This window comes from Cupriavidus sp. 01L415, assembly GCF_056400065.1.
This window is the reverse complement of record NZ_JBFTSP010000026.1, coordinates 29,693-55,870: the sequence shown is the minus strand read 5'-3', so window position 1 is coordinate 55,870 and position 26,178 is coordinate 29,693. Positions and strand designations below refer to the sequence as shown.

Below are 26,178 nucleotides of genomic sequence, written 5' to 3'. Positions count from 1 at the left end.
AGGGAAATACGGCCTGCCGGCGGGACGTCAGTCCGACCGGCGTGGCGGGGGGCTTTGGAAATCAGGGGTAGAAAATCAGTACGCGGTAGTTGGCCGCTGCCTGCTGTGTCCGGAATCGTACCCGAACCGGCAGCTCGCTGCCCGCGCGCAAGCCCATGGTGGCAAACGCACGCTGTGCCGGCTCGAGGTACTCGCCCGGTTGCAGCACTCGCCGCAGCAGCAACTGGTCTTGCAGGTCCGTCATCACGAGCTCGATGGCGGGCAATGCGGTGGTGGCGCGGCCCTGATTGCGCATCGTGACGGCTAACTGGTAGACGTCGCCGGCCTCGTCCTGTTTCTGTAGCTGCGAGCTGTCGATGCGCAGCGCTTCCAGGTCGCGCCAGGGTGGCACGTCGCAGCCAAGCGGAGCGCAGGCGGCTTCAAGTACCGGACGCAGTACCGGCATGCTGCCGGCCAACTGGCTGCGGGCGAGGTAGGCGCCTTCCAGCAGCGCGCCCAGCGCGAGCACCACGACGGCGGCGCGCGCCCAGGTTCGGCCGCCCGGCAGGCTGACCCTCGCCTTGGGCGCGCGTGCCGGCTCGCGCTCACGCGAGTGGCGCAGGAAGTCTGGAGCGAAAACCGGGCCCGCCTGGGCATCGCGACGCAGCCAATGGCGAGTCGTGGTCTCGCGTGCGACGGCGTCCGGCGTGCCTTCGCGCAACGCATCGCCGGCTTCGCCGGGAATCGACGCCAGCGGGTCAAGTGTCCGCGCGAATTCTTCGGCGGGCGCGACCGTGGGGTCCGCTGCGCGCAGGTATTCGCTCGCGCTGCGCACCGGTTCGGTCGCGGGGAAGGGGGGCGGCGTGGGTAGCGATTCGGCCGATTCGGCTGTGGCAGCGAGGTTGTCGGCCGTATCTGCCACGCTGGCCGTCGCGCCGGACGACGCACCCGCCGACGGCACTGGAGGCCACGTAGCCTTGGCGTTGTAGGCGCCTGCGGGAGGCTGATTGGCCGCAGGCGCTGCTGTTGTTGCCGAGGCCAGTGCGGCGGCAGGGGCCAGCGACGAATGCCCGGGCACGGAATCGCCAAACGCGGAATGGTCGAGCGCAGGCCACGGCACGGGCGGCGACATGGGCGCTTCATCGGCAGGCTCGGGCTGCGCTAGCGTTGAAGGTGCCGAGGACAGCTCGGCCGCGGCTTCGCCCGTTGGTGCGCCTTCCGCGACGCTGTCTGCCGGCGCCGCGCTCGCCTCCACGCCGGCAACATCACCCGCAAATGCGGAGGCCGCTTCACGCGTCGGCTCAATCTCGGTTTCCGCCTGGGCCACGGCCTCGGCCACCGCTTCTGCCAGAGCTTCTGCCTCGGATTTCACTTCAGGATCGGCTTGGGCCCAGGCCTCGGCTTCGCGGCCCGCAGTCGTCTCCGGGTCCGGTTGAGGCGCGTCATTGGTCGCCGCGGCAGGTACCGCTTCCCCGGCCTCTGCAACGGCTGCAGCGTCGCTGCCTGGATCACTGTCCGGCGCGGCCCCGGAGGCCGCGGCTACATCGGCCTCCGCATCGCGCACCGGCCCGGCTTCCGCCTTGGCTTCGGTGGTGTCCTCTGCCGCCGCATCCACGTCCGGTTCGACGTTCTTGCCGGCTGGAGCGGTCTGCACAGGGACTTCAGCCCGCGTCTTGGCTGCCGCCTCGGCATCGGTATCCGACATCATCATCGTCGGCGAATCGAGGGCGGGCACATCGTAGCCCGGGTCGTAACCCGGGTCGAACGGCGCTTCATTACTGCGCGTGCGCGCCGTGGCCTGCGACTGCTCGGCATGAGCCAGCGCGGCTGCCACGGTCACCGGTGCCCGTGAATCGGGCTTCGATGCGGGCGCGGCGGCCGGCACAGGCATTTCGATCAGATGTTCGCGGGCGTCAAAGACGGTGTCGCACTGGCCACAACGGACCAGGCCCTGGCGCAGCCGCAACTGGTCCGCGACAAGCCGGAACGCGGTGCGACAGGCCGGGCAGCGCGTGACGAGCTTGGCGGCGGCCATGATGTGGAATCAGGAACGGTTGGCGGAAGCGGGGCGTGTGCCGTGCAGGCAGACCCAGCCTTCCTCGCTGCGCCAGACCGACATCGCGATCCACGGCGCATAGGCGGCGGCCACTTCGTCGGCCTGCCGCTCCAGTACGCCCGACAGGATCAGGCGGCCACCCGGGCGCACGCGCGCACTGAGCATCGCCGCCATCAGCTTGAGCGGATTGGAGAGAATATTGGCCACCACGAGGTCGTGGGTGGCATCCGAAACGGAATCCGGCAGGGCGAAGGTGGCCGCCACGCGGTTGCGCTCCGCGTTGTAGCGAGAGGCCTCCACGGCATTGGGGTCGATGTCGATGCCGAGCGTGTCGCCCGCCCCGAGCTTCTTCGCCACGATGGCCAGGATGCCGGAGCCGCAGCCGTAATCGAGCACGGTCTCGCCGGCGCGCACGTTCTGCTCCAGCCACTGCATGCACAGGCGGGTGGTCGGATGGCTGCCCGTGCCGAAAGCCAGGCCGGGGTCGAGTTCCAGCACCACGGCGTCCGGGTCCGGCGCATCGTGCCACGAAGGCACCACCCAGATCCGCTCGCCGATGCGGATCGGCTCGAACTGGGACTGCGTCAGACGTACCCAGTCCTGGTCTTCCACGGCGCGCAGCTCGTAGGCCGGCACCGGGTCGACGTTGAGCGTGTTCGCGGCCGCGGCCACCACCAGCGCAGGATCGGTCTCTTCATCGAAGAGCGCCACCACGCGCGAACGGTTCCACGCCAGCCGCGTCGGCTCCAGCCCAGGCTCTCCGAACAACGGCTGCTCGTCAGGCGTATCGGCATCGGCATCCTCCACCGAGACCGACAGCGCGCCGAGGTCGAACAATGCGTCGGACCAGGCCTCGGCCTGATCCTGCGCAATTTCGATCACACATTCCTGGAAAGCCACGGGATTCCTTACAGCTTCATTGCCGGCCAGAGGCGCGGCCTCAGGCCTTTTCGCCCTTGGCCACGGCCTTCTGGGCCAGGCGGTGTTCAAGATAGTGGATGCTGGTGCCGCCTTCCACGAAATTGGCGTCCAGCATCAGGTCGCGGTGCAGCGGCACGTTGGTCAGGATACCGTCCACCACCATCTCCGACAGCGCGATGCGCATGCGGGCGATGGCCTGGTCACGCGTGGCACCGTACGTGATGATCTTGCCGATCATCGAATCGTAGTTGGGCGGCACGAAGTAGCCATCATACGCGTGCGAGTCTACTCGCACGCCAGGGCCGCCGGGCATGTGCCAGGCGGTGATGCGGCCCGGCGACGGCGTGAACTTGAACGGGTCCTCGGCGTTGATCCGGCATTCGATGGCATGGCCGCGCAGCTCCACGTCCTTCTGGCGGAAGCGCAGCTTCTCGCCGTAGGCGATGCGGATCTGTTCCTGCACGATGTCGATGCCCGTGATCATCTCGGTGACCGGGTGCTCCACCTGCACGCGCGTGTTCATCTCGATGAAGTAGAACTCGTTGTTCTCGTACAGGAACTCGAACGTGCCGGCGCCACGGTAGCCGATCTTCTTGCAGGCCTCGGCGCAGCGGTCGCCGATGCGCTCGATCAGGCGGCGCGGGATGTGCGGTGCCGGCGCTTCCTCGATCACCTTCTGGTGGCGGCGCTGCATCGAGCAGTCACGCTCGCCCAGCCAGATGGCTTGCTTGTGCTGGTCCGCCAGGATCTGGATYTCCACGTGGCGCGGRTTCTCCAGGAACTTCTCCATGTAGACCTCGGGGTTGCCGAAGGCACGTCCCGCTTCCTCGCGCGTCATGTTGACGGCGTTGATCAGCGCGGCTTCGGTGTGCACCACGCGCATGCCGCGGCCACCACCGCCGCCGGCGGCCTTGATGATCACCGGATAGCCCACGCGGCGCGCGGTCGCCAGGATTTCCTTGGGGTCGTCGGGCAGGGCACCGTCGGAGCCCGGCACGCACGGCACGCCGGACTTGATCATCGACTGCTTGGCGGACACCTTGTCGCCCATCAGGCGGATGCTGTCGGAAGTCGGGCCGATGAAGACAAATCCGGACTTTTCCACGCGCTCCGCAAAGTCCGCGTTCTCGGACAGGAAGCCGTAGCCCGGGTGGATGGCCTGGGCGTCGGTCACCTCGGCGGCCGAGATGATGGCCGGCATGTTGAGATACGACAGCGGCGACGGAGCCGGGCCGATGCAGACGGCTTCGTCGGCCAGCTTGACGTACTTGGCTTCCTTGTCGGCTTCCGAGTACACCACCACGGTCTTGATGCCCAGCTCGCGGCAGGCGCGCTGGATGCGAAGGGCGATTTCACCGCGGTTCGCGATCAGAATTTTTTCAAACATGGTCTCTCTCTGCGAGAACAGGGGCGGGCCCGCGGGGTGCCGGCTTGGCACATCGGGCACGCAGCCGGCTGCCTGGGGCGCCGGCGCTGGGCCGGTATTGCAACGCCGGGTGCCGCGTTGCGGCAGCCCGCGAAGGCATGGGAAGCATGGACCGGTTCCGGCCTGTGCCGGCCCTCGTGCGTGCCCGGGACGGGCGTTCGCTGCGGGGGCTCGGCAGGCCGGGCCGCATCAGCCGATCACGAACAGCGGTTGGCCGTATTCCACGGCCTGGCCGTTCTCGACGAGGATTTCCTTGATCACGCCGGCCTTGTCGCACTCGATTTCATTGAGCAGCTTCATGGCTTCGATGATGCAGACGGTCTGGCCTTCCTTGACGGTATCGCCCACGTTGACGAACGGGGAGGCGCCCGGCGACGGGGCGCGATAGAAGGTGCCCACCATCGGCGACGTCACCACGTGGCCAGCCGGCAGCTGGGCGGCCTCGGGGACGACAGCGGCCGGGGCCATGCCGGCGGCCGGTGCGGCGGGCAGGGCCTGCATCTGCGGCATGACCATCGGGGCGGCCACGACCTGCGGGGGCGCCTTGACGATGCGCACCTTGCCGTCGCCCTCGGTCACTTCGAGTTCCGAGATGCCGGATTCGGCTACCAGGTCGATCAGCGTCTTAAGCTTGCGCAGGTCCATCTTCTTATCCTCCAGAATCGGGTTGTCCGGTCACCTTCCTATATGGACGGGACGGCGGCGGTGAGTCATTGAAAGGCCCGCCGCGCTGGCGCGTCCGCCATGCACGGGCGGGCGCGGGCCCTCGCGGCGGGCTCCGTGCTGTCTTGGTTCTGTGTGCGGGCGATTCAGCCGCCCGGCGCTGCCTGCTCCTGTGCGAGCGCATATTCCAGCGCCAACAGGTACCCCTGCCAGCCCAGGCCGCAGATCACCCCGATCGCCTGATCGGAAAAATATGAGTGATGGCGGAACGGCTCGCGGCGATGCACGTTCGACAGGTGCACCTCGACAAAGGGGATTGCCACGCCGGCCAGCGCGTCACGTATCGCCACACTGGTGTGCGTGAAGGCAGCCGGATTGATGATGATGAGGTCCACCCCTTCGCCACGCGCCGCATGGATGCGATCCACGAGGACACCCTCGTGGTTGGACTGGAACGTGTCCAGTGCCAGGCTCGCTTCCGCTGCGCGTTTGGTCAGCGCTTCGTTGATATCGGCCAGCGTGGTGTGCCCGTACGTCTGCGGTTCCCGCGTGCCCAGCAAATTCAGGTTTGGCCCATGCAGGACCAGCACTTTCTTGTACCGCGCGGAGCGGGAAACGATCGGGGTTGAAGACACGGTGGCTCGACCAGTTCAACGAAATTGCGCGGAGATTACCGTAGCTTAGAGGGATTTGTCTAGCACGCGATACAAGCCCGTATGTCGGCCCAAAGGCATTTCAGACAAATCTCATGCCTCTTGGATCACAAATGCGATTTCGATGCGGGTTTGTGCGTACGTTGGGCGGAGATCGAGACAAATTGAATCAAGTTCGATTCAATTCAACATCGATTTGCCCCTCGGCCCTCAGGCGCCTGGCAATGCAGCGCGCAGTTCGTCCGCGTGCACGCGGCCCATCTTGCGGTATTTCACCGAGCCGTCCGGGTTGATGACCACGGTATAGGGCAGCCCACCCTGCGTGTTGCCGAATCCGCGCGACAGTTCGGTGCCGGCAAAGCCCGCCACTGCCAGGGGGTAGGCCACCGGCACTTTCTGGAGGAACTGCTGGATGTTGCTGGCCGAATCGATGCCGATGCCGACGAATTGGACGTTGCGGGATACGTATTCGCCATGCAGCGCCGTCAGCTCGGGCATTTCCTCGACGCAGGGACCGCACCAGGGTGCCCAGAAATTGACCACCAGGGTCTTGCCGCGGAATTTGGACAGGTCGAGCTCGGCGCCAGTGGGATCGGGGAGTTTTGCCTGGAAGAACGTCTCCACCGCCTGATCCGCCACAGGTTTGGGCGAGAAAACAAAATGGCTGGCAATGGCGCCGGCCGCGGCGGCGACCACGGCGATGACGAGCCAGAGGCCCAGACGGGTACGGCGGATCGGTGCGGAACCGGGGGCGGATGCGGTCATGTTCTGAGGGGTTCTATATAAGAGGCGTATTCGGCAGGTTTGCGCCAGCACAGCGGCTTCTGGCAAGGGGCGTCAGGCTGCATCGTCAGGTCCGCCGGGTCCGGCGGCCAGCGCCCGGACAGCGTTCATGTCTGCGCGGGTGATCCGTCCGCTGGCATCGGTCTTGACTGCACCACGCTCGTCGTCCGCATCGTAAAGCGCCAGATGAATACCGACCGGCGATCCCAATTCCGCGCGCACCTCGCCCGCCAGGAGCCGGGCCTCGCGGGCTGCCGGCCATTGGCCGCGCCACAGGAAGCTCAGCGTTTCGACCTCGCCGCGGCCGGCAAAGTGCCGGGTTTCGGTGGTGTCGAAGTCCACACCGGCATTGAGCAGGTGCAGGGCGACGTCCTTGGGGCTGTCGCAGAAGCACTGCACGTAGACATCGGAATGCTCGGTCGCGGTGCCGTTCAGGACAGCGCCGACCAGATAGGGACGGAAGGCGGCCAGGTCTTCCATGGCCAGCAGGGCCAGACGCCGCAGCAGCGCAAGGATGCGCGGCTGGCTCTCGGCATGGAACAACGCCTGATAGGCGCGGACCTCTTCCTCGATCATGTCGTTGTCCGGCAGCCATTCGCCGGCCACGCGCACGTCCCCGAGCAACTGGCGCGCCGCCTTGCGCTTGGCAGTGGCGTAATCGGCGCCATCTTCGGCGATCATGCGGGCAGCAGCCTGGGCGATCTCCTCGCGCAGGCGGGTGGGGTCAGTGGCGATACGTCGGGACATGCCGCGATGATACCCGGATGGTCCGGCGCTGGCGCTGGCCGGCCCAGGGACCAAGAGTCGCACCCGATGCCGCACCGCCGCAACGTGCACTGACCGTCGGGTACAATCGAATGCTCTTCCTGTCCCGGACGGCAGGCACCACACGCCGGCCGGGCTCACGCATCTCCCGAAGCTCCCATGCATATTCACATCCTCGGCATCTGCGGTACGTTCATGGGCGGCCTGGCGGTCCTGGCCCGGCAGGCGGGTCACCGCGTGACCGGCTGCGACGCCAACGTCTACCCGCCCATGAGCACCCAGCTGGAAGCCCAGGGCATTGACCTGATCGAGGGCTTCGACCCCGCCCAGCTGGCTCTGGAACCCGATCTCTTCGTCATCGGCAATGTCGTTTCGCGCGGCAATCCGTTGATGGAGGCCATCCTGAACCGTAACCTGCCTTACGTCTCCGGCCCGCAGTGGCTGGGCGAGCACGTGCTGAACGGCAAGTGGGTACTGGCGGTGGCGGGCACGCATGGCAAGACCACCACCACGTCGATGCTCTCGTGGATCCTCGAGGACGCCGGCTATAACCCGGGCTTCCTGGTCGGCGGCGTGCCGCAAAACTTTGGCATCTCCGCCCGACTGACCGAATCTGACTTCTTCGTCATCGAAGCCGATGAGTACGACACGGCCTTCTTCGACAAGCGGAGCAAGTTTGTCCACTATCGCCCGCGTACGGCGATCCTGAACAACCTGGAATACGATCACGCAGACATCTTCCCGGATCTGACCGCCATCGAGACGCAATTCCACCACCTCGTGCGTACTGTGCCGGGGCAGGGCCGGATCTTGGTCAACGGTATCGAGCCGGCGCTCGCCCGGGTGTTGGAGCGCGGCTGCTGGAGCGAGCTGGAGCAGTTCGGCGTCGGCGACTGGCGCGAAGGCGATGCGAAGACTCCTGTGCCGGCGGGCAAGGATGCCTTCGACGTCTGGTTCGGCGATACCGTCCAGGGCACCGTGGTATGGGACCTGCAGGGGACCCATAACCGCATGAACGCGATTGCCGCGATCGCCGCCGCGCGCCACGTCGGCGTGCCGCCCGCGCAGGCTATCGAATCCCTCGGCCGCTTTGCCAATGTCAAGCGCCGCATGGAAGTGCGGGGCGTGGCCAATGGCGTGACGGTCTACGATGACTTTGCCCACCACCCGACCGCGATCCAGACCACGCTGGACGGCCTGCGTCGCCGCGTGGGCAATGCCCGGATCCTGGCCGTGCTGGAACCGCGCTCCAATACGATGAAACTCGGCGTGATGGCGGCGCAGCTGCCGGCGAGCCTCGAGGCCGCGGACCAGGTGTTTGGTTATGGCGCGCCCTCCGGCAAGGATGCACTGGGCTGGAATCTCGGCGAAGCACTGGCGCCGCTGGGCGACAAGGCCGCCGCGTTCCAGGACCTGCCGACCCTGGTCGAGGCGGTGCGCGCCGCCGCCAAGCCCGGCGACCATGTGCTGGTCATGAGCAACGGCGGCTTCGGTGGCGTCCACCAGAAGTTGCTCGATGCGCTGAAAGCCCCGGTCAACTGAGCGGACAACCAGGAAACGACGATGCTGTTGTACCTCCACGGTTTCCGTTCCTCGCCGCAATCGCTCAAGTCGCGGCTTGTCCAGGAACGGATGCGCGACTGGGGTGTGGGCAAGTATTTTGCCTGCCCCATGCTGAATGTCTCGCCGGCGCAGGCCATCGCCCAGGCCGAGGCTGCCATCCGCGGCGCGCGGGCGGGGGGCGACGCGGAGATCGCCATCATCGGCTCGTCGCTTGGCGGGTTCTATGCACGCTGGTTGGCGGAACGGCATGATTGCCGCGTCGTGCTGCTGAATCCGGCTATCCACCCGTGGACGGATCTCGAGAAGTACCTAGGCGAGCAGCCGCTGTATCACGGGGGCGGTTCAGTCACGGTGGAGCGTCACCACCTGCAGGAGCTGCTCGATCTGCGCGTCGACGCGATCTCTAGGCCCGAGCGCTATTACCTGCTGGCGACAACGGGCGATGAAGTGCTCGACTACCGCGACATGATCGATGCCTGCCCGGGCGCCCGTCTTCGACTTATCGAAGGCAGCGATCACGGCATCAGCGAATTCGAGGACTACGTCGACGACGTGCTGGCGTTCTGCGGCTTCGGGCCCGGCGGCAAGCTCCCCCGCGCGGCATGAGCGCGGCCGTGTTCCCTCCGCAGCCGCGCCGCGGCGCGTGGCATGCGCACTTGCCGTTCGATGCGGCGATCTCGCTGAATCTGCGCCGCTGGATCACCGGCGAGGGCTCGTTGACCGCACGGCTGATGTCCGCGTCGGACCATTTCCGGGTGGCGCGGCTGGCGCAGGCGCCGCGGCGCCCGTTTGCCGATGAATGGCAAGCACTCGGCCTGATCCGGCCGGTGCCGGCGATCACACGCGAAGTGCTGCTGATCTGTGACGACACGCCTGCCGTGTTCGCGCACACCATCGTCGATCCGTATCACGCGCGCCGCGATTGGCCATTCCTGCGCGGGCTTGGCAACCGCCCGCTGGGCGGTGCGCTGTTTGTCGATCCACGCGTGCGGCGCGATCCCTTCCAGTTTACGCGGCTGTCGCCGCACCATCCGCTGCGTCAGGCGCTGCAGCGGATTCTGCCGGCGCTGTCGTTGGTACCGATGCTGCCCGCGCGGCGATCGGTATTCCGGCGCGGCGGCGGCGCCATGCTCGTCACAGAGGTCTTCCTGCCGGACCTGCTGCGCCGGGCAGCGCCTGACAACACGGGAGCGGGCGGCACCAGACTGCCCCGCCGTATCGATACCCTCCACGCACCACAGAAGCCAGAAGAGAGACCAAGATCATGAAATTGCAGGGACGTGTAGCCATCATCACCGGCGCCGCCGCCGGTATCGGCTTTGCCACCGCCGAGCGCTTTGCCGCCGAGGGGGCAAAGCTGGTTCTGTGCGACGTCCAGGAAGCGCGCGTGCGCGAGGCCGCCGACCGGCTCGCCGCCACTGGCGCCGCTGTCGATGCATTCAAGGTCGACGTCACCAATCGCGAGGAAGTGGACGCGATGGTGGCTGCCGCGCTGGCGCGCCACGGCCGCATCGACATCCTCGTCAACAACGCCGGCATCACCAAGGATGCCCGCCTGACCAAGATGAGCGAGGCCCAGTTCGACGCCGTGATCGACGTCAACCTGAAGGGCGTGTTCCATTGCGCCCAGGCGGTGGCGGGCATCATGTCCGAGCAGGGGAAGGGCGTGATCCTGAACGCATCGAGCGTGGTCGGCCTGTATGGCAACTTCGGCCAGACCAACTACGCGGCCAGCAAGTTCGGCGTGATTGGCTTCACCAAGACCTGGGCGCGGGAGCTGGGCCCCAAGGGTGTGCGCGTGAACGCCGTGTGCCCGGGTTTCGTCGGCACCGAGATCCTGCAGACCGTGCCGGAGAAGGTGCTGGAGGGCATGAAGGAGCACTGCTGGCTGCGCCGCCTGGCCGAGCCGTCGGAGATCGCCAGCATCTACGCGTTCCTGGCCAGCGACGATGCCAGCTATGTCAACGGCACCACAATCGAAGCCAGCGGCGGCATGTCGCTCTGACCGCCTTCCTTTTCTCCCTGCCGCCCGCATCCCGCAACGGGCTTGCGGCGCGGCGGTGCGGTATCATCCCGGGTCTGGCCGGCACCTTGATAATGTGCGGCCCACGGCGCCCATCCATCCCAGGGCGACCCGTCGAATCTCTGCCCGGGAATCCGCTCCCATGCTCACGCTGCGGCGGTGCCCGGCATTTCTGAAAGTACCGATCCATGCAGTTGCTGTTCGAAGAAGGCGGCGAAATTCGCGCCGGCACCGTGCTCGCCCAACAGGGCGAGGCCTACCAGGTTGAGTTGCCCGCGGGCAAGCGCACCAAGGTCAAGGCAAAGGATGTGCTGCTGCAGTTTGCCCAGCCTTCGGCAATCGAAATGGTGCGGCAGACCGGCGAACTGACCGCCGATATCGACCTGGACTTCCTTTGGGAATGCGCGCCGGGCGAGGAATTCGGCTTTGCCGAGCTGGCGGCCGAGTACTACGGCGCCGACGCCGGGCCGGTGCAGCAGGCGGCGCTGGCCATGGCGCTGCATGGCAATCCTGTTTACTTCCGCCGCAAAGGGCGCGGTCGCTACCAGCGCGCGCCCGAGGACCAGCTCAAGGCGGCGCTGGCTGCGGTGGAACGCAAGAAACAACAGGCGTTGGTGCAGGCCGAGTACGAGAACCAGCTTAAGGCGCTGACGCTGCCGGAAGCATTCCGCGGCAAGGTGCTGCCGCTGCTGTTCAAGCCAGACAAGAACAGTCTGGAATTCAAGGCGATGGACGCCGCGTGCACGGCGCTGGGCATGACGCCGATGCGGCTGATGGTGGCGGTTGGCGGCGTTTCGAGCCCGCGCGCGCTGCACGAAGCCAAGTTCCTGGCCGAGTGCTTCCCGAAGGGCACCGGTTTCCCGGATGCGGCCGTTCCGGAGCCGACCGGCGACCTGCCGCTGGCAAACGTCCAGGCGTTTTCGATCGACGATGTCACCACGACTGAAATTGACGATGCGCTGTCCGTGACGCTGCTCGATGCCGGCAAGCTGCGCGTCGGCATCCACATCGCCGCGCCCGCACTGGGCATCCGCCGTGGCGAGGCGCTCGACGCCATCGCCCGCCAGCGCCTGTCCACCGTGTACTTTCCGGGCGACAAGATCACGATGCTGCCGGACGCCGTGGTGGACCGCTACACGCTGCAGGAAGGGCGCACCTGTCCCGCGCTGTCGCTGTATGTGACGGTCGATCCGGACGGGCCGGACGGGTTTGCGATCCTGGGCAGCGAAACACGGGCCGAGATGGTGCCGATCGCAGCCAACCTGCGCCACAATCTGCTGGAGGATGTGGTGACCGAGGCCGCGCTGGCCGCGGGCACCGGCGACTATCCGTTCCGCGGCGAACTGACCCACCTTTACCACTTGGCCAACCACCTGCACGACGAGCGCCAGCGCGCGCGTATCGCCAGCGGCCTGCGGCCGGAATCCCACAACCGCGCTGACTACAACTTCTATATCGACCAGATCGAAGGCGGTGGCGAGCGCGTGCGCATCGAGCAGCGTCGCCGCGGTTCGCCGCTGGACAAGATCGTGGCCGAGCTGATGATCCTGGCCAACAGCACGTGGGGCAAACTGCTGGCCGACCACGGCGTGCCGGGCATCTACCGCACGCAGAAGGCGTGGGGCATGCATCGGACGCGCATGCAAACCTACCCGGCGCCGCATGAAGGGTTGGGCGTGGCGCAATATGCGTGGAGCACGTCGCCGCTGCGCCGCTATGTTGACCTGGTCAACCAATGGCAGATCCTGACGGTGGCCCAGCACGGCGTGATGGCCAAGCTGGTGGCGCCGTTCAAGCCCAAGGACGCCGATCTGCTGGCGGCGGTGGCGGATTTCGAAGGCACCTACGCGGCCTATGCGGAGCACCAGTCGACGATGGAGCGCTACTGGTGCCTGCGCTGGCTGGCGCAGGAAGGCCGGGAAAAGATGATGGCCTCGGTGCTCAAGGAAGGCGCGGTGCGCTTTACCGAGATTCCGCTGGTCACACGTGTGCCGGAACTGGCCCAGGCCAACCGGGGTACGCAGGTGCTGCTGGAAGTGGCGTCGACGGACGAAATCTCGCTGGAAGTGTCGTGCCGCGTGCTGGAAGTATTTGCTGGCGAGGGCGAGGTCCCGGAAGAAGAGCTGGACACCGACGAGGAATCCGCGGAGGTTTCGGCGGAAGCCGCGGCCGAGGCGGCGGCGGAAGAGGTTGCCGAGGAGGCCGCTGCGGGGGTTGCCGCGGGCGGCCAGGAGGCGGCTGCGGAGACCGGTTCGGATGCTGGCGGGCAAGGCCCGGACGACGCGGCGTCGGCGGCACGCGACACCGATGCAAAGCCGGCAGGCTGAAACCTTCGGAAAAGCATTCCGCTCCCTTACAATCGAAGTCTGACCCGGCCATACCCACCTGCCGTGGGGTGGCCGTTTTTCCATTTCTGACGATCGCAGACCGTCCAAGCCCGCCCGTCCATCGTGAACGCCGTACTCGTTGCTCCCCGCCACTGGTGGCATACCAGCGGCACGCTGGCCAAGGCGCTGGCCGTCTCCGTGGTGATTCACGCACTGGTCCTGATGGTGCGGATTGCCGCCCCCGAGGTCTTCGAGATCAAGCGATCGGACCCGCAGCTGGACGTGGTGCTGGTCAATTCCAAGTCCGCCGAACGGCCGCGCAACCCGACAGTCCTGGCGCAGGCCAACCTGGACGGCGGCGGCGACCATGACGAGCAGCGCGCCACCACGCCGCTGCCGGCGCAGACCGAATCGAAGGAAGGCGACCTGGTACGCCTGACCCAACGCCGCATCGATCAGCTGGAGCAGGAACAACAGCGTCTGATGACGCAGTCGCGCGAGGCCGCGCCGTCGGTGCACAGCCAGCCGGTCAGGCCGGGCGAGCAGCGCCTGGACACGCCGACGCGCGGGCAGGACGAGCGCACCTCCACCGACGAGATGGCCAAGCTCGAGGCCGAGATCGGCCGCAATCTCGAGCACTACGCCAAGCGTCCCAAGCGCATGCAGCTGACTGCCACCAGCGCGCAGGGCGTGGACTATGCCCAGTATTACGACCGCCTGCGCCGCAGGATCGAGGCACGCGGCACCAGCGATTTCCCGCAGCGCAACGGCAAGCCCCTCTATGGACAGCTGATCCTGGTGATCAACGTCAATCGCCAGGGCAAGCTCGGCTATAACCGCGACGGCTACAACATCGATGCGATCGACGTGGCCAAGAGCTCGGGCGATCCCGCACTGGATCGCCAGGCCGTGGCCATCGTGCGTGCAGCCGCGCCGTTTGGCCCCTTTACCCCGGAAATGCAGGCTCGTCAGGACATCCTGGAAGTCATTTCCACGTTCAAGTTCACACGCAGCGGGCTCGACGTCCGCCTGCAAGGCCGTTGATGACCACAGACCAGACCTCCCAGCCCGACCGCTACGTCGTAGTGGGCAATCCGATTTCGCATAGCCGTTCGCCGGCCATTCACGCGGCGTTCTCGCGCCAGACTGGCGAGGCCGTGCACTACGACCGGCTGGAAGCGCCGCTCGATGCGTTTGCCGACACCATGCGAAAGTTCCTGGCCGAAGGTGGCCACGGTTTCAACGTGACCACGCCGTTCAAGCTGGAGGCGTACGACCTGGCCGACCGTCTGACGCCGCGCGCCGAAGCCGCGGGCGCGGTCAACACCATGTGGATCGAGGACGGCCTGATCCATGGCGACAACACCGACGGCGTGGGACTGGTGCGCGATATCCAGGACAACCTCGACGTGCTGCTGGAAGGCCGGCGCATCCTGCTGCTGGGCGCCGGCGGCGCGGCGATGGGCGCCATGCTGCCGCTGATCGAGTGCCGTCCGGCCCGGATCGTGGTGGCCAACCGCACCGCATCGCGCGCCAGCGACATGCTCGAGGAGTTCGTCGAGCATGCCGACCAGTACAACGTGGAGCTGTGGGGCGGCGGACTTGATTCGCTGGCCGGTTTGTCCGAGGACGAGGCCTGCGACGTGGTGATCAACGCCTCGGCCAGCAGCCTGCAAGGCGAGCTGCCACCGGTGCCGGAATACCTGCTGGGCAAGGGCGTGCTGGCCTACGACATGATGTACGGCGCAAAGCCGACCGTATTCCTGGCCTACGCCGCCAAATGTGGTGCGCGCACGAGCGACGGGCTCGGCATGCTGGTGGAGCAGGCCGCCGAGGCCTTCTACAACTGGCGTGGCGTGCGGCCGAACACCGCGCCGGTGCTGGCCGAACTGCGCACGGCGCTGCAGGCGGAAGCCGCACGCTGAAGCGGACCGCCTTGGCCCGCCACCCATCGTCCGCCAGATCGCGCCCCGCGGCAAGCGCCGGGGGCGCCGCCAATCCGTTGCGCTGGCTCGGCTACCTGGCCGGATGCCTGGTCGCCGGTGTGCTGGCGATGCAACTGTATTTCTTCCTGCAGATCGCCAGCTGGCAATACGTCAATCCGTCGTCCACGTCGTTCATGCGTGCGGAGCGTTGGCGCTTGTGCGGATTCAACATCTGGAGTTGTTCGGTCGACCGCCGGTGGGTGCGGTATGACGATATCTCACGCAGCCTTAAGCGCGCGGTCATTGCCAGCGAGGACGCCGATTTCGTCAATCATCCGGGCTACGAACTCGATGCGATGCTGGACGCCTGGGAGCGCAACAAGCAGCGCGGGCGCATCGTGCGCGGCGGTTCCACGATCACGCAGCAACTGGCCAAGAACCTGTTTCTGGCGTCGGAGCAGCATTACCTGCGCAAGGGCCAGGAGCTGGCGATCACGTGGATGCTCGAATTCTGGCTGGACAAGCAGCGGATCTTCGAGATTTACCTGAATTCGGTGGAGTGGGGCGAAGGGGTATTCGGCGCCGAGGCCGCCGCGCAGCACTACTTCCATACGTCCGCCGCGAAACTCGGCGTTGGCCAGGCCGCGCGCCTGGCGGCGGCGCTGCCGGCGCCGAAGTGCTTCGACAAGAAGTCCTACTGCGCCAACGTGCACATCAACTTCCGCGTGAAGGCATCGATCATCGCGCGGCGCATGGGCGCCGCCACGCTGCCCGACTAAGCTCTGATCGTGCCTGCCGGCTGCACCTTCTAGCTGAGCCAACCCTTGCGTCGGAAGTAGATCAGCGGAATTGCCGCCGACACCGCCATCAGCGCGATGGCCCATGGGTAGCCGGCCGCCCAGTCCAGCTCCGGCATGATCTTGAAGTTCATGCCGTAGATGCTGGCGATCAGCGTCGGCGGCATCAACGCCACCGACACCACCGAGAACAGTTTGATGATCTTGTTCTGGTTGATGTTGATGAAACCGACCGTCGCGTCCATCAGGAAGTTGATCTTGTCGAACAGGAACGCGGTGTGGTTCTCGATCGAGTCGATGTCGCGCAGGATCTGGCGCGCCTCGTCCTGCTGCTCGGCGGACAGCAACTGGCTGCGCATCAGGAATGACACCGCGCGGCGCGTATCCATCACGTTGCGGCGGATGCGGCCGTTCAAGTCTTCCTCGCGCGCGATGGTTTCCAGCACATCCGCGGCGGCGGCATCGGTCACGTTTTCGGCCAGCACGCGGCGGCTCGCTTCTTCCAGCCGTTCGTAGACTTCCTCGATGGAGTCCGCCGAATACTCGGCGTCCGTGGCGTACAGGTCCATCAGCACGTCCTTGGCGTTGCGCACCGAACCCGGGCGCATCCGTGCGCGCAGCCGGACCAGGCGGAACACCGGCAAGTCCTCGTCATGGATGGAGAAGAGCACGTCCCGCGTCAGCACGAAGGCCACGCGCACGTTGCGCGAGGCTTCGTCCTCGGCCAGCAGGAAGTCCGTGCGGATGTGGATGTTCTCGTCTTCGCCCTCGAAATAACGGGCGGACGCTTCGAGGTCGCCCAGGTCTTCCAGTTCCGGGAGGACCACGCCATAGGCCTCCTTGATCCAGGCCAGTTCCTCGTCGTCGGGGCTGACAACGTCGATCCAGATGGGCTTGTGCTGCAGCAGCTCATTGCGCTCGTCGACCTGCTCCTGGGCGAGCCGGCCTTTCTGCAGGACGAACAGATTGATCATCCCTGGGATTCCTTGTTACTGATTGCGCTGTTGTCGATGCATCGGAGACAGGCGCAGGCAAGGCTCGCCGGCAGTGTGACCATGGCGCGGCCACGGGCAAGCGTGATCGCGCTGCGTGCGGCCGGAACGAGCGGCTCGCTGCAAGGCGATGGCGTTTGCCTGGGTTTGGCTGGCAAGCCGGGAGAGGGAAGATCCGAAGCGCGACGCGGCAGTCGGGGCGACGGCCACTGGGGGAAACGGAAAGACACTCACCCGCAGGTGTCTGCGGGCAAGGACGCGATGAGCAAGGGCACGGCCCTCGCGGATCGGCGTTACGCAGCCCGCAGTGACATGGCATTCGTCGATGTCGCAGCGCAACTGCGGCAACACGAACACCCGATGCTACTGCCCACGTACTTTCTCCGGGATTCTGATGGCCGCGAGTGTAATCCAACGCAGGGGGGCTTGTTAAGCGAAATCTCTGCTGCGTTGCGCGCGCCGAACGCCGGCTACAGGCGCCGCCGCAGCAGCGGGGCGAGCATCACAGAAGACAGCGCCGCAAACATCAGCAGGATGGCCGCATAGTCCTGCCAGTGCGGTGTTTCGCCCAGCATCCACATGCCCGAGAAAACGCCCACCACGGGAATGAACATGATCGACAGGCTGGACACCACCGGGGGCAGGCTGCGCGCGAGTGCAAACCAGACCAGTTGGCAGTAGGCAAAGACGACCACGGCGTTGTAGACGATGGCAGCCCATTCGATGCCCGTGGGCATGCGCCAGCCGGACTCCAGCAACAGCGTGCCGATGCCGAGGAACGGCAGCGTGAGGGCCAGCATCCAGAACGTCAGTGTGCCAATGGGGATATCGATCTCGGTACGCTTCATCAACTGGGTCCCAAAGCCCCAGCCGGCCGCGGCCACCAGCATCAGCAGCGTGCCGGCGGGGCTGCCGGTCAGCGCGGTGATCTCGCCGGACAGCAGCAGGATCGTGCCCGCCAGCGCGCAGGCGATGCCGATCCAGGCGGAGACCGCTATGCGTTCGCGGTACAGCACCAGGCCCCAGACCACCGCCCAGATCGGCATGGTGTAGCCAAGGATGGCCGCCCGTCCGGACGACAGCATCTTGACCGCGCAGATGGCGAACAGGTGCCAGACGACCATGTTCGGGATGGCCAGCCGGATCACCGTGGGCCAGGCCGCACGTGGCACGCGCAGGGAATCGCCACGGATGCGCAGCGCCAGGCCCAGCGCCAGCAGCCCGCCGGCCATGCCCAGCAGCCGGAAGCCCATGGCGGGGAAATGCGCCACGCCGATCTTCATGATGGGCCAGTTGATGCCCCAGGCGATCGTAAGGATGACAAGGAGGATGAGACCTCGGCGGTCGAGTGTCATGGGCGCTGGCGACGTGCGATGCCGCTCTTTTTAATCGGAAGCGCAAAACGATAGCACGCAACGGTTAGAATTGACGCCAACGCCATATGCCGTGGCGGGGCTTGCCGGAGGCGCGCCCCGCGCGGCCAACCGGCCGGCCAGCGCGCGCGTTATGCTTGCAGAATGGCTTGCAGATCGCCAGGCCGCTCCGGCCTCATCCTCATACCGAGCACTCCATGACCTTCACCGAGCAGCTGTCCGCCGCGTGGCAGCGTAACGATTCCCTGCTGTGCGTCGGGCTCGATCCGGACCCGTCCAAGCTGCCTCTGTCCCTCACCAGCACCGGCGGCGCGATCTTTTCCTTTTGCCGCGAGATCGTCGACGCCACGGCCGACCTGGTCTGCGCCTTCAAGCCGCAGATCGCCTACTTCCACTCCCAGCGCGCCGAAGATCAGCTCGAACAGCTGATCGAGTACATCCACGACGCCCACCCGGGCATCCCCGTGATCCTGGACGCCAAGCGTGGCGACATCGGCTCCACGGCCGAGCACTACGCCGTCGAGGCCTTCGACCGCTACAAGGCCGATGCGGTGACGGTCAGCCCGTATATGGGTTTCGATTCGATGTCGCCGTACCTGGCGCATCCGGGCAAGGGTGTCATCGTGCTGTGCCGGACTTCGAATCCGGGCGGATCTGACGTGCAGTTCCTTCAGGTGGACGGCAAGCCGTTGTACCAGCTGGTCGCCGAGGCCGCGCGTGAGCGCTGGAATACCAACGGCCAGATGGGCCTGGTGGTGGGCGCGACCTTCCCGAACGAGATCGCCAAGGTGCGCCAGATCGTGGGGGACATGCCGCTGCTGATCCCTGGGATCGGCGCGCAGGGCGGGGATATCGAGGCCACCGTCAAGGCTGGCCGGACTGCCGACGGCAACGGCATGATGATCAATTCCTCGCGAGCCATCCTCTACGCCAGCCGCGACAAGGACTTTGCGGCTGCGGCGCGCAATGTGGCGTTGCAGACGCGCGAGACCATCAACCGCTACCGCCACGGCTGAACGCGGCTTCCCGGCACGGGGCCGCTCAGGCCCGTGCCGCCCAGGTTTTTTCAGGCATTTACGCGCCCATTTGCACGCTTTTGCGCGCTGATGGGCGCCAGGCCCTCACTCCTCGTTCCGAATCAGTTCCAGCAGACCGCGCATCGCGTGCTCGGCCGCCTGCCGGCGGATCTGGCCGCGGTCGCCCTTGAAACGCTGCGTTTCCGTCAGCGTGGTGATGCGGTTGCTCCAGCCAAAGCAGACCATACCGACTGGCTTCTCCGATGTGCCGCCGCCCGGGCCAGCCACGCCTGTGATCGACAGCGACACCTGCGCGCGGCTGTTCAGCAGCGCGCCTTCCGCCATGGCGTGAGCCACTTCCTCGCTGACCGCACCGTGGTCGCGGATCAGCTTGGCCGGTACGCCGATCATCGTCGTCTTGGCTTCGTTGGAATATGTGATGAAGCCACGCTCGAACCAGCCTGACGACCCGGACACATCGGTGATGGCGGCCGCGACGAGCCCGCCGGTACACGATTCGGCCGTGGCCAGCATGAGCGAACGTTCCGCAAGGGCGGCTCCGGCCTGGATGGCAAGCAGGTCGAGCAGGCGACTGACGGACATGAGAGGAGGGTCCTTAAGAAAAGAATCGGGGCGCGATCGGAAAGATTGGCGCGATCAGATCGAGCGCCACAGCGCGAAGACGAGCAGCGTGTAGAACGCGGCAAAGATGTCGTCGAACATCACGCCGAACGCGCCAAGCAGGCCGGGGCCCTTGAGCGTGCGGTCGTAGTAGGCGATCGGTGCGGGTTTGGCGATATCGAACAGCCGGAACCAGAGGAAGGCTGCGAACTGGCCCCAGAAGCCGGTCGGCGTGACAAACAGCAGCACCAGCCAGAACGCGACGATTTCGTCCCAGACCATGCTGCCGTGGTCGTACACGCCCATGTCACGCGCGGTGCGCTTGCAGGCCCAGATCCCGACCAGGAACGCGCCGGCGATGATCCACAGCCAGGTGATCGGCTCGATCCAGAGTGAAATCACCACGAACGACAACCAGCCGTACAGTGTGCCGACGGTGCCGGGGCTGACCGGCGACAGGCCGGAGCCAAAGCCCAGTGCGATGGCTCGGGCGGGGTGACCCAGCATGAAACGGGCGGTCGGGCGTGTGACCTTGACGGTCTGGCCGGCTTCCAGCGTGACGGTGGCAGCGGGGTCGCGTGGCGCGGCCCCGGGAGGGTTGGCGGACATCAAGGGTCTGGCTCGTCTGTTTTTATCGTCTGGCGCGTGGCAGTGGCTCCTGGCACGCGCATGGCGGCATCATGACATGGCTTGTGGGCGTCGTGTCAGGGTGCGGCGAAATGATCGAAACCCGCGCCCGCAAAGGCGCAGGGGTTGCCGTCGCGGTCCACGATGCGCAGCCCCGGTTCGGCTGTGATCGTTCCGGCACGCGTGACCGGCAGGCCAAGCTGGCGGCCGATCGCGGCGATGGCTTCGCGCGCGCCAGCAGGTGCTGTGAAGCAGAGTTCGTAGTCGTCGCCGCCGGCCAGAACGCACTCGTGCTGCCGGTCCAGTGGCTGGGCACCGAGGATTTCCGAGCGCGGCAAGCTATCCACGTCGACGATGGCGCCGACGGCGGACCGGGCGAGGATGTGGCCGAGGTCCCCGATCAAGCCATCGGAAATATCCAGCGCGGCATGGGCGATTCCCCGTAACGCCAGCCCCAGCGCCACGCGCGGGGTAGGGGTGTCCATGCGGGGACGGATAATGGTGAAATCGGGTTCGGGCAGCAGCCATTCGCCGCGACAGTCGCCCAGCGCCAGGCGGGCGTCGCCCAGCGTGCCGGAAATCCAGATATCGTCCCCGGGGCGGGCTGCGTCGCGGCGCAGGGCCTGGCGGGGCGGTACATCGCCAAATACCGTAATCGACAAGGTGAGCGGACCGCGCGTGGTATCGCCGCCAATCAGCTCGCATCCGTGGTCATCGGCCAGCGCCAGCATGCCCGCGGCCAGTTCTCCCAGCCAGTGAGGATCGGCCTCCGGCAATGCCAGCGCCAGCGTGAATGCGCGCGGTTCAGCGCCCATGGCGGCCAGATCGGAGAGGTTGACCGCCAATGCCTTGTGGCCGAGCGAGCGCGGCGGGACGTCGGGGAAGAAGTGCCGGCCACTGACCAGCATATCCGTGCTGATGGCCAACTGGTGGCCGGGCCGACCGTCGATCAGGGCGCAGTCATCGCCCACGCCAAGCGCGGCCTTGTGAACCGGGCGGGTAAAAAACCGGCGGATCAGGTCAAATTCGGATAGCGGGGCGCTGGGGGAGTCTGGCATGGCGGGCGATGTGCGCAGGGCGTGTGGAGGCCGGGAAATCCGTGGAGAATACGGCTGGTCAAGCCCTTCGGCATGCGGCATATTGTACCGAAACGCAAAGCTGCCCCGCGCAAAACGCTTATTGTGAAATAATATTTCACAATATAAAATGCGCAGTTCCAATGCAGAGAGAGCGCGGGTACGTGGAGCCGGCCCGTCTCGGTCCCCGCAATATTCAGTGCGGCTCCACCGATCGGAAGATGCGCAGATGACAAGCCCTCAGCAGTCCCCGTCCCAAGACGATCTGAAACAGCAGCAGCGTGAGGCGCTGCGCAAGGCCGCGCTCGAATATCACGAGTTTCCGACCCCCGGCAAGATCTCCGTCACCCCAACCAAGCCGCTGTCCAACCAGCGCGACCTGGCCCTGGCCTACTCGCCGGGCGTGGCGGCCGCTTGCGAGGAAATCGTCGCCAATCCCGCCAATTCCTTCCGCTACACCGCCCGCGGCAACCTGGTCGCCGTGATCACCAACGGCACCGCCGTGCTGGGGCTGGGCGACATCGGGGCAGCCGCCTCGAAGCCCGTGATGGAAGGCAAGGCTGGCCTGTTCAAGAAATTCGCCGGCATCGACGTCTTCGATATCGAAGTCGACGAGAAGGACCCCGAAAAGCTGGTCGACATCATCGCCTCGCTGGAGCCGACGTTCGGCGGCATCAACCTGGAAGACATCAAGGCACCGGAGTGCTTCTACGTGGAGCGCAAGCTGCGCGAACGGATGAAGATTCCTGTCTTCCACGACGACCAGCACGGCACCGCCATCGTGGTGGGTGCGGCGGTCATCAACGGCCTGAAGGTCGTGGGCAAGGACATTTCCAAGGTCAAGCTGGTGGCATCCGGCGCCGGCGCGGCCGCGCTGGCCTGCCTGGATCTGCTCGTGGACCTGGGGCTGCGTATCGAAAATATCTGGGTGACCGATCTGGCTGGCGTGGTCTATGAAGGCCGCACCGAGCTGATGGACCCGGAAAAGGCCCGCTTCTCGCAAAAAACCGACAAGCGCAAGCTGGCCGAAGTCATCGACGACGCGGACATCTTCCTGGGCCTCTCCGCCGCCGGCGTGCTCAAGCCGGAAATGGTCCAGCGCATGGCCGACAAGCCGCTGGTGCTGGCCCTGGCCAACCCGAACCCGGAAATCATGCCGGAGCTGGTCAAGGAAATCCGCCCGGACGCCGTGATGGCCACGGGCCGCACGGACTACCCGAACCAGGTCAACAACGTCCTCTGCTTCCCGTTCATCTTCCGCGGCGCGCTGGACTGTGGCGCGACCACGATCACGCGCGAAATGGAAATCGCCGCGGCCAACGCCGTGGCGGAACTGGCGCGCCAGGAGCAGAACGATATCGTGGCCACGGCCTACGGCATCCAGGATCTGTCGTTCGGTCCGGAATACCTGATCCCGAAGCCGTTTGATCCGCGCCTGATCGTCAAGATCGCCCCGGCCGTTGCCGAAGCCGCCGCCAAGTCCGGCGTGGCGTCGCGCCCGATCGAGGACATGGACGCTTACCGTCTGCAACTGCAGCAGTTCGTCTACCACTCGGGCACGCTGATGAAGCCGATCTACGCGGCCGCGCGCAAGGTGGAGATGGAGAAGAAGCGCATCGTCTTTGCCGAGGGCGAGGAAGAACGCGTGCTGCGCGCCGTGCAGGTCATCGTCGATGAAAAGCTGGCCAACCCGATCCTGATCGGCCGCCCGGCCGTGCTGACGCACCGCATCGAGCGATTCGGCCTGCGCCTGCGCATGGGCGTGGACTTCACCGTGGTCAATCCGGAACACGACGAGCGCTTCCGGGAGTATTCGGAATCGTATTACCGCTTGATGGCGCGCGAAGGCATCACGCCGCAGTACGCCAAGCTGGAAATGCGTCGGCGCACCACGCTGATCGGCGCCATGCTGCTCAAGAAGGGCGAAGCCGATGGCATGATTTGCGGCACGGTCAGCACCACGACCGCGCACCTGCGCTACATCGACCAGGTGCTGGGCGGCACCAATGACGTCTACGCCGCGATGAATGGCCTGGTATTGCCGGGTCGCCAGATTTTCTTGGTGGATACGCACGTCAACATCGATCCGACCGCGGAAGAACTGGCCGAAATCACGATCATGGCCGCCGAGGAACTCAAGCGCTTCGGCATCGAACCGAAGGTGGCCCTGCTGTCGCACTCGAACTTCGGTTCGTCCGACTCGCCGTCCTCGATCAAGATGCGCAAGACGCTGGCCATCCTGCGCGACCGTGCACCGGATCTCGAGGTGGATGGCGAAATGCACGGCGACAGCGCGCTTGATCAGAACGTGCGCGACGCGTTGGTGCCGGATGGCACGCTCAAGGGCGAAGCCAACCTGCTGGTGTGCCCGAACATCGACTCGGCCAACATTTCGTACAACCTGCTGAAGGCGGCGGCCGGCAACAACGTGGCCATCGGCCCGATCCTGCTGGGCGCCAAGGCACCGGTGCACATCCTGACGCCCTCGGCGACGGTGCGCCGCATCGTCAACATGACCTCGCTGGTCGTGGTGGACGCGGCGGCCAAGCGCTGATTCAGGTTCTCCTGGAAAGTGCCGTAAAGCCGGGTTCGCCCGGCTTTTTTCTTGTCCGCGTCTACGCTGTTAGTATGCGCACACATTCCAATAACATATTGAAACAATTGGGAAATTCTGGCGCACCGCTGGCCGGGGATTGATTAATGGTGGACATGCGCGTAACCTTACGCCTTTGAATGCAGGCGCTCGCCTTGGGCGCGCCGGTACCCGCGTGGGGTTTCGACGGGGCCGGAATGACCCCTCCAACCAATTTTCGATAACGTGGGTTCCCGGATTTCCCCGAGCCAGTCGCAGCGGCAGTCACTTTGGCAGTCTCTGAGCCTGGCACGAAGCCTGGGCCACGTGTTGGCGGGCGCGGCACTGTCGATGGCGCTGACGCTGGCGCCGCAAGGTGCCCTGGCAAGGCAGTCGCAGCAGGACATGCCGGGTGCGGAGGGAACCATCTCCGCACAGCAGTTGCCCAACGAGGCGCGGCAAACGCTGGAGCGCATCGAATCCGGCGGCCCGTTCCCGTATGACAAGGATGGTTCCCGGTTCGGCAACTACGAACGTATTCTGCCGCAGCAGCCCCGCGGGTATTACCGCGAATACACCGTTAAAAACAGCAAAAGCCGGAATCGGGGAGCCAAGCGGATCGTTTGCGGTGGTGATCAACGCGCCGCCAACGACTGCTATTACACGGAAGACCACTACAACAGTTTCAAACGGATAACCAAATGATGACTGACATTTTCGGATTGGGCGACGCCCTTGCCGCCCGCGAAGAGCGCGGCGCCGGAGATGGCTGGCAAAGGGCCCAGCTTCAGGCCCAGAACCTTTATGACAATGTGCTGATGATGCCCCGCCAGGAGCTGACGCACAAACTTCCGCCCGCATGCGCGCCCGCCATGGTGACCTGGGCTGACGACGGCACCAACGAGGGAGCCATGAACCTGTTCAAGACGGTGCGTCCGAACATCGTCCAGTCGATTCGCGCGTTTCGGGTGCCGGAACTGGCCCAGGCAGCCGCGGCCCTGAACCAGCATTTCCTCTATGCCAACTGCGCGGATTGCGCGAGCAAGGCGGAGATCCTGGAAAGAATCGCCACGGAATTCACCTTCCCGAAGCATTTCGGCAAGAATTTCGATGCCCTGTCAGATTGCCTGACGGACATGATCCACAAGGCCGGCCCGCAGCCGGGCTTCGTGATCGTGCTGGAAGGCCTGCCGATTGCGCAGAAGTTCGACAAGGAAGCCCGTGAGGTGCTGCTGGACGTCTTCCGCGACGCCGCCGAGTTCTGGGCCGAGCGCAAGGTGCAGTTCCGGGTGTTCTACTCGTTCGCCTGATCTGGCCGTTCCCGCCCCAATGAAAATGCCCGCTTACGACAAGCGGGCATTTTTGTTTTCCGGCGCCGGATCTGACTAGGCCGACGGGAGCTGTCCGTTCGGTGTGAGCCGGTCGATCAGTTCGGGCAGCCCCTCGCTGAGGCTGGCCGCGACGTCATCCTGGGACATCCCGGTCGTTTCCGCCAGGGACTGCAGTGCGCCGCTGCCACCCAGTGCGCTCGACAGGTCCGACGGGCTCACCGGCTGGTTGGCGCCGGCGCCGATCCAGGAATCTACCTGTTCGCCAAGGCCAGCCTGGGACAGCACGCTGCGCAGTGCGCCGATACCACCTGCGGCGGCTCCCATCGCCTGCGCGCTGCCGCCGGCTTCACCCTGTCCACCCAGCAGGCCACCGAGGAGGGAGCCGAGGTCCAGGCCGCCCGGCGCCGGGGCGCTGCCGCCACCAAGCATCCCGCCGAGCATGCCGCCGAGCCCTCCCAAGCCACCCAAGCCGCCAGAGGCCCCGGCGTTCGGATCGCTGGCGTCGACCGCCGCGACACTGCCATCCGCACCCATGCTCTTGTGCTTCATCGCCATCATGGCCAGCAGGCCAAGCGCCATCATCAGTTTGGGATTGAGGCCACCGCTTTGCTGGCCCCCTGGCTGTTGCCCGCCAAGCTGGCCGAGTACGCCACCCAGTACGCTATCAAGAATGCCCATGATCGACTCCT

General features: G+C 65.9%; 25 protein-coding genes. 12 read left to right on the top strand and 13 right to left on the bottom strand.

The features are described 5' to 3' along the window. Positions 1 to 61: 61 nt before the first annotated feature. From AC1DOX_RS25265 to AC1DOX_RS25235, 7 genes are all read right to left on the bottom strand, one after another. The gene (locus AC1DOX_RS25265) at positions 62 to 2,014 is read right to left on the bottom strand and encodes a DUF3426 domain-containing protein (protein WP_441623304.1); all 1,953 of its coding nucleotides are present in this window, start codon (positions 2,012 to 2,014) and stop codon (positions 62 to 64) included. 9 nt (positions 2,015 to 2,023) lie between these two features. After that, positions 2,024 to 2,935, bottom strand: coding sequence for a 50S ribosomal protein L11 methyltransferase (gene prmA, locus AC1DOX_RS25260; protein ID WP_441623302.1), 912 nt, complete (start codon positions 2,933 to 2,935; stop codon positions 2,024 to 2,026). 40 nt (positions 2,936 to 2,975) lie between these two features. Further along, on the bottom strand, positions 2,976 to 4,343 hold the full coding sequence (accC, locus tag AC1DOX_RS25255; RefSeq protein WP_092143389.1) for an acetyl-CoA carboxylase biotin carboxylase subunit: 1,368 nt from the start codon (positions 4,341 to 4,343) through the stop codon (positions 2,976 to 2,978). A 228-nt stretch (positions 4,344 to 4,571) separates the two neighbouring features. After that, complete coding sequence (accB, locus tag AC1DOX_RS25250; RefSeq protein ID WP_092143392.1) at positions 4,572 to 5,027, bottom strand: acetyl-CoA carboxylase biotin carboxyl carrier protein; 456 nt, start codon at positions 5,025 to 5,027, stop codon at positions 4,572 to 4,574. 164 nt (positions 5,028 to 5,191) lie between these two features. Further along, on the bottom strand, positions 5,192 to 5,680 hold the full coding sequence (aroQ, locus tag AC1DOX_RS25245) for a type II 3-dehydroquinate dehydratase (protein ID WP_176861105.1): 489 nt from the start codon (positions 5,678 to 5,680) through the stop codon (positions 5,192 to 5,194). Positions 5,681 to 5,908: 228 nt separating this feature from the next. Beyond that, complete coding sequence (locus AC1DOX_RS25240) at positions 5,909 to 6,463, bottom strand: TlpA family protein disulfide reductase (RefSeq protein WP_092143398.1); 555 nt, start codon at positions 6,461 to 6,463, stop codon at positions 5,909 to 5,911. A gap of 72 nt (positions 6,464 to 6,535) precedes the next feature. Further along, positions 6,536 to 7,228 (bottom strand): UDP-N-acetylmuramate--alanine ligase, encoded by a 693-nt coding sequence (locus AC1DOX_RS25235; protein ID WP_441623299.1) that lies wholly within the window; start codon positions 7,226 to 7,228, stop codon positions 6,536 to 6,538. 177 nt (positions 7,229 to 7,405) lie between these two features. Between AC1DOX_RS25235 and mpl the strand changes: the two genes are divergently transcribed. The 8 genes from mpl (at position 7,406) to mtgA (ending at position 15,863) form a co-directional block, all read left to right on the top strand. Beyond that, entirely contained in the window at positions 7,406 to 8,788 is a 1,383-nt protein-coding gene (gene mpl / locus AC1DOX_RS25230; protein WP_441623297.1) for a UDP-N-acetylmuramate:L-alanyl-gamma-D-glutamyl-meso-diaminopimelate ligase, read from the top strand. A gap of 21 nt (positions 8,789 to 8,809) precedes the next feature. Then, complete coding sequence (locus AC1DOX_RS25225; protein WP_092143407.1) at positions 8,810 to 9,415, top strand: YqiA/YcfP family alpha/beta fold hydrolase; 606 nt, start codon at positions 8,810 to 8,812, stop codon at positions 9,413 to 9,415. After that, positions 9,412 to 10,077 carry a chorismate--pyruvate lyase family protein gene (locus AC1DOX_RS25220; protein WP_441623294.1) on the top strand — a complete coding sequence of 222 codons (666 nt, stop codon included), beginning with the start codon at positions 9,412 to 9,414 and terminating at the stop codon, positions 10,075 to 10,077. Before AC1DOX_RS25225 ends, AC1DOX_RS25220 begins: the two co-directional genes overlap by 4 nt. After that, the gene (gene fabG, locus AC1DOX_RS25215; protein ID WP_441623292.1) at positions 10,074 to 10,814 is read left to right on the top strand and encodes a 3-oxoacyl-ACP reductase FabG; all 741 of its coding nucleotides are present in this window, start codon (positions 10,074 to 10,076) and stop codon (positions 10,812 to 10,814) included. The genes AC1DOX_RS25220 and fabG overlap by 4 nt, the downstream gene beginning before the upstream one ends. A 206-nt stretch (positions 10,815 to 11,020) precedes the next feature. Next, positions 11,021 to 13,159 (top strand): ribonuclease catalytic domain-containing protein, encoded by a 2,139-nt coding sequence (locus AC1DOX_RS25210; RefSeq protein ID WP_441623290.1) that lies wholly within the window; start codon positions 11,021 to 11,023, stop codon positions 13,157 to 13,159. 123 nt (positions 13,160 to 13,282) lie between these two features. Then, the gene (locus AC1DOX_RS25205; protein ID WP_441623288.1) at positions 13,283 to 14,203 is read left to right on the top strand and encodes an energy transducer TonB family protein; all 921 of its coding nucleotides are present in this window, start codon (positions 13,283 to 13,285) and stop codon (positions 14,201 to 14,203) included. Beyond that, positions 14,203 to 15,084 (top strand): shikimate dehydrogenase, encoded by an 882-nt coding sequence (gene aroE, locus AC1DOX_RS25200; protein WP_441623286.1) that lies wholly within the window; start codon positions 14,203 to 14,205, stop codon positions 15,082 to 15,084. Before AC1DOX_RS25205 ends, aroE begins: the two co-directional genes overlap by 1 nt. A gap of 77 nt (positions 15,085 to 15,161) precedes the next feature. Then, positions 15,162 to 15,863 carry a monofunctional biosynthetic peptidoglycan transglycosylase gene (gene mtgA, locus AC1DOX_RS25195; RefSeq protein WP_092143448.1) on the top strand — a complete coding sequence of 234 codons (702 nt, stop codon included), beginning with the start codon at positions 15,162 to 15,164 and terminating at the stop codon, positions 15,861 to 15,863. 29 nt (positions 15,864 to 15,892) lie between these two features. On the opposite strand, the gene corA is transcribed toward mtgA, so the two are convergent. Beyond that, positions 15,893 to 16,855 carry a magnesium/cobalt transporter CorA gene (corA, locus tag AC1DOX_RS25190; RefSeq protein ID WP_441623284.1) on the bottom strand — a complete coding sequence of 321 codons (963 nt, stop codon included), beginning with the start codon at positions 16,853 to 16,855 and terminating at the stop codon, positions 15,893 to 15,895. A 488-nt stretch (positions 16,856 to 17,343) separates the two neighbouring features. Continuing rightward, positions 17,344 to 18,228 (bottom strand): DMT family transporter, encoded by an 885-nt coding sequence (locus tag AC1DOX_RS25185; RefSeq protein WP_441623282.1) that lies wholly within the window; start codon positions 18,226 to 18,228, stop codon positions 17,344 to 17,346. Positions 18,229 to 18,443: 215 nt separating this feature from the next. Between AC1DOX_RS25185 and pyrF the strand changes: the two genes are divergently transcribed. Further along, on the top strand, positions 18,444 to 19,262 hold the full coding sequence (gene pyrF / locus AC1DOX_RS25180) for an orotidine-5'-phosphate decarboxylase (protein WP_092143431.1): 819 nt from the start codon (positions 18,444 to 18,446) through the stop codon (positions 19,260 to 19,262). Positions 19,263 to 19,367: 105 nt separating this feature from the next. On the opposite strand, the gene AC1DOX_RS25175 is transcribed toward pyrF, so the two are convergent. The 3 genes from AC1DOX_RS25175 to thiL all read right to left on the bottom strand — a co-directional run bounded on the left by AC1DOX_RS25175 (position 19,368) and on the right by thiL (position 21,568). Then, complete coding sequence (locus tag AC1DOX_RS25175) at positions 19,368 to 19,865, bottom strand: CinA family protein (protein ID WP_092143434.1); 498 nt, start codon at positions 19,863 to 19,865, stop codon at positions 19,368 to 19,370. Positions 19,866 to 19,919: 54 nt separating this feature from the next. Then, positions 19,920 to 20,492, bottom strand: a complete 573-nt coding sequence (locus tag AC1DOX_RS25170) for a phosphatidylglycerophosphatase A family protein (protein ID WP_441623279.1) — start codon at positions 20,490 to 20,492, stop codon at positions 19,920 to 19,922. A gap of 95 nt (positions 20,493 to 20,587) precedes the next feature. Beyond that, positions 20,588 to 21,568, bottom strand: a complete 981-nt coding sequence (thiL, locus tag AC1DOX_RS25165; RefSeq protein ID WP_441623277.1) for a thiamine-phosphate kinase — start codon at positions 21,566 to 21,568, stop codon at positions 20,588 to 20,590. Positions 21,569 to 21,815: 247 nt separating this feature from the next. Here thiL and AC1DOX_RS25160 point away from each other — a divergent pair, with 247 nt between their 5' ends. From AC1DOX_RS25160 to AC1DOX_RS25150, 3 genes are all read left to right on the top strand, one after another. Further along, positions 21,816 to 24,140, top strand: a complete 2,325-nt coding sequence (locus tag AC1DOX_RS25160; RefSeq protein ID WP_441623275.1) for an NADP-dependent malic enzyme — start codon at positions 21,816 to 21,818, stop codon at positions 24,138 to 24,140. A gap of 369 nt (positions 24,141 to 24,509) precedes the next feature. Beyond that, positions 24,510 to 24,863 (top strand): guanyl-specific ribonuclease, encoded by a 354-nt coding sequence (locus tag AC1DOX_RS25155; protein WP_092135333.1) that lies wholly within the window; start codon positions 24,510 to 24,512, stop codon positions 24,861 to 24,863. Next, entirely contained in the window at positions 24,860 to 25,468 is a 609-nt protein-coding gene (locus AC1DOX_RS25150; RefSeq protein ID WP_092135331.1) for a barstar family protein, read from the top strand. Before AC1DOX_RS25155 ends, AC1DOX_RS25150 begins: the two co-directional genes overlap by 4 nt. A 75-nt stretch (positions 25,469 to 25,543) precedes the next feature. Here the strand turns inward: AC1DOX_RS25150 and AC1DOX_RS25145 are convergent, their stop codons facing one another. Then, positions 25,544 to 26,167, bottom strand: a complete 624-nt coding sequence (locus tag AC1DOX_RS25145) for a YidB family protein (RefSeq protein ID WP_441623272.1) — start codon at positions 26,165 to 26,167, stop codon at positions 25,544 to 25,546. Between the last annotated feature and the right edge of the window lie 11 nt (positions 26,168 to 26,178).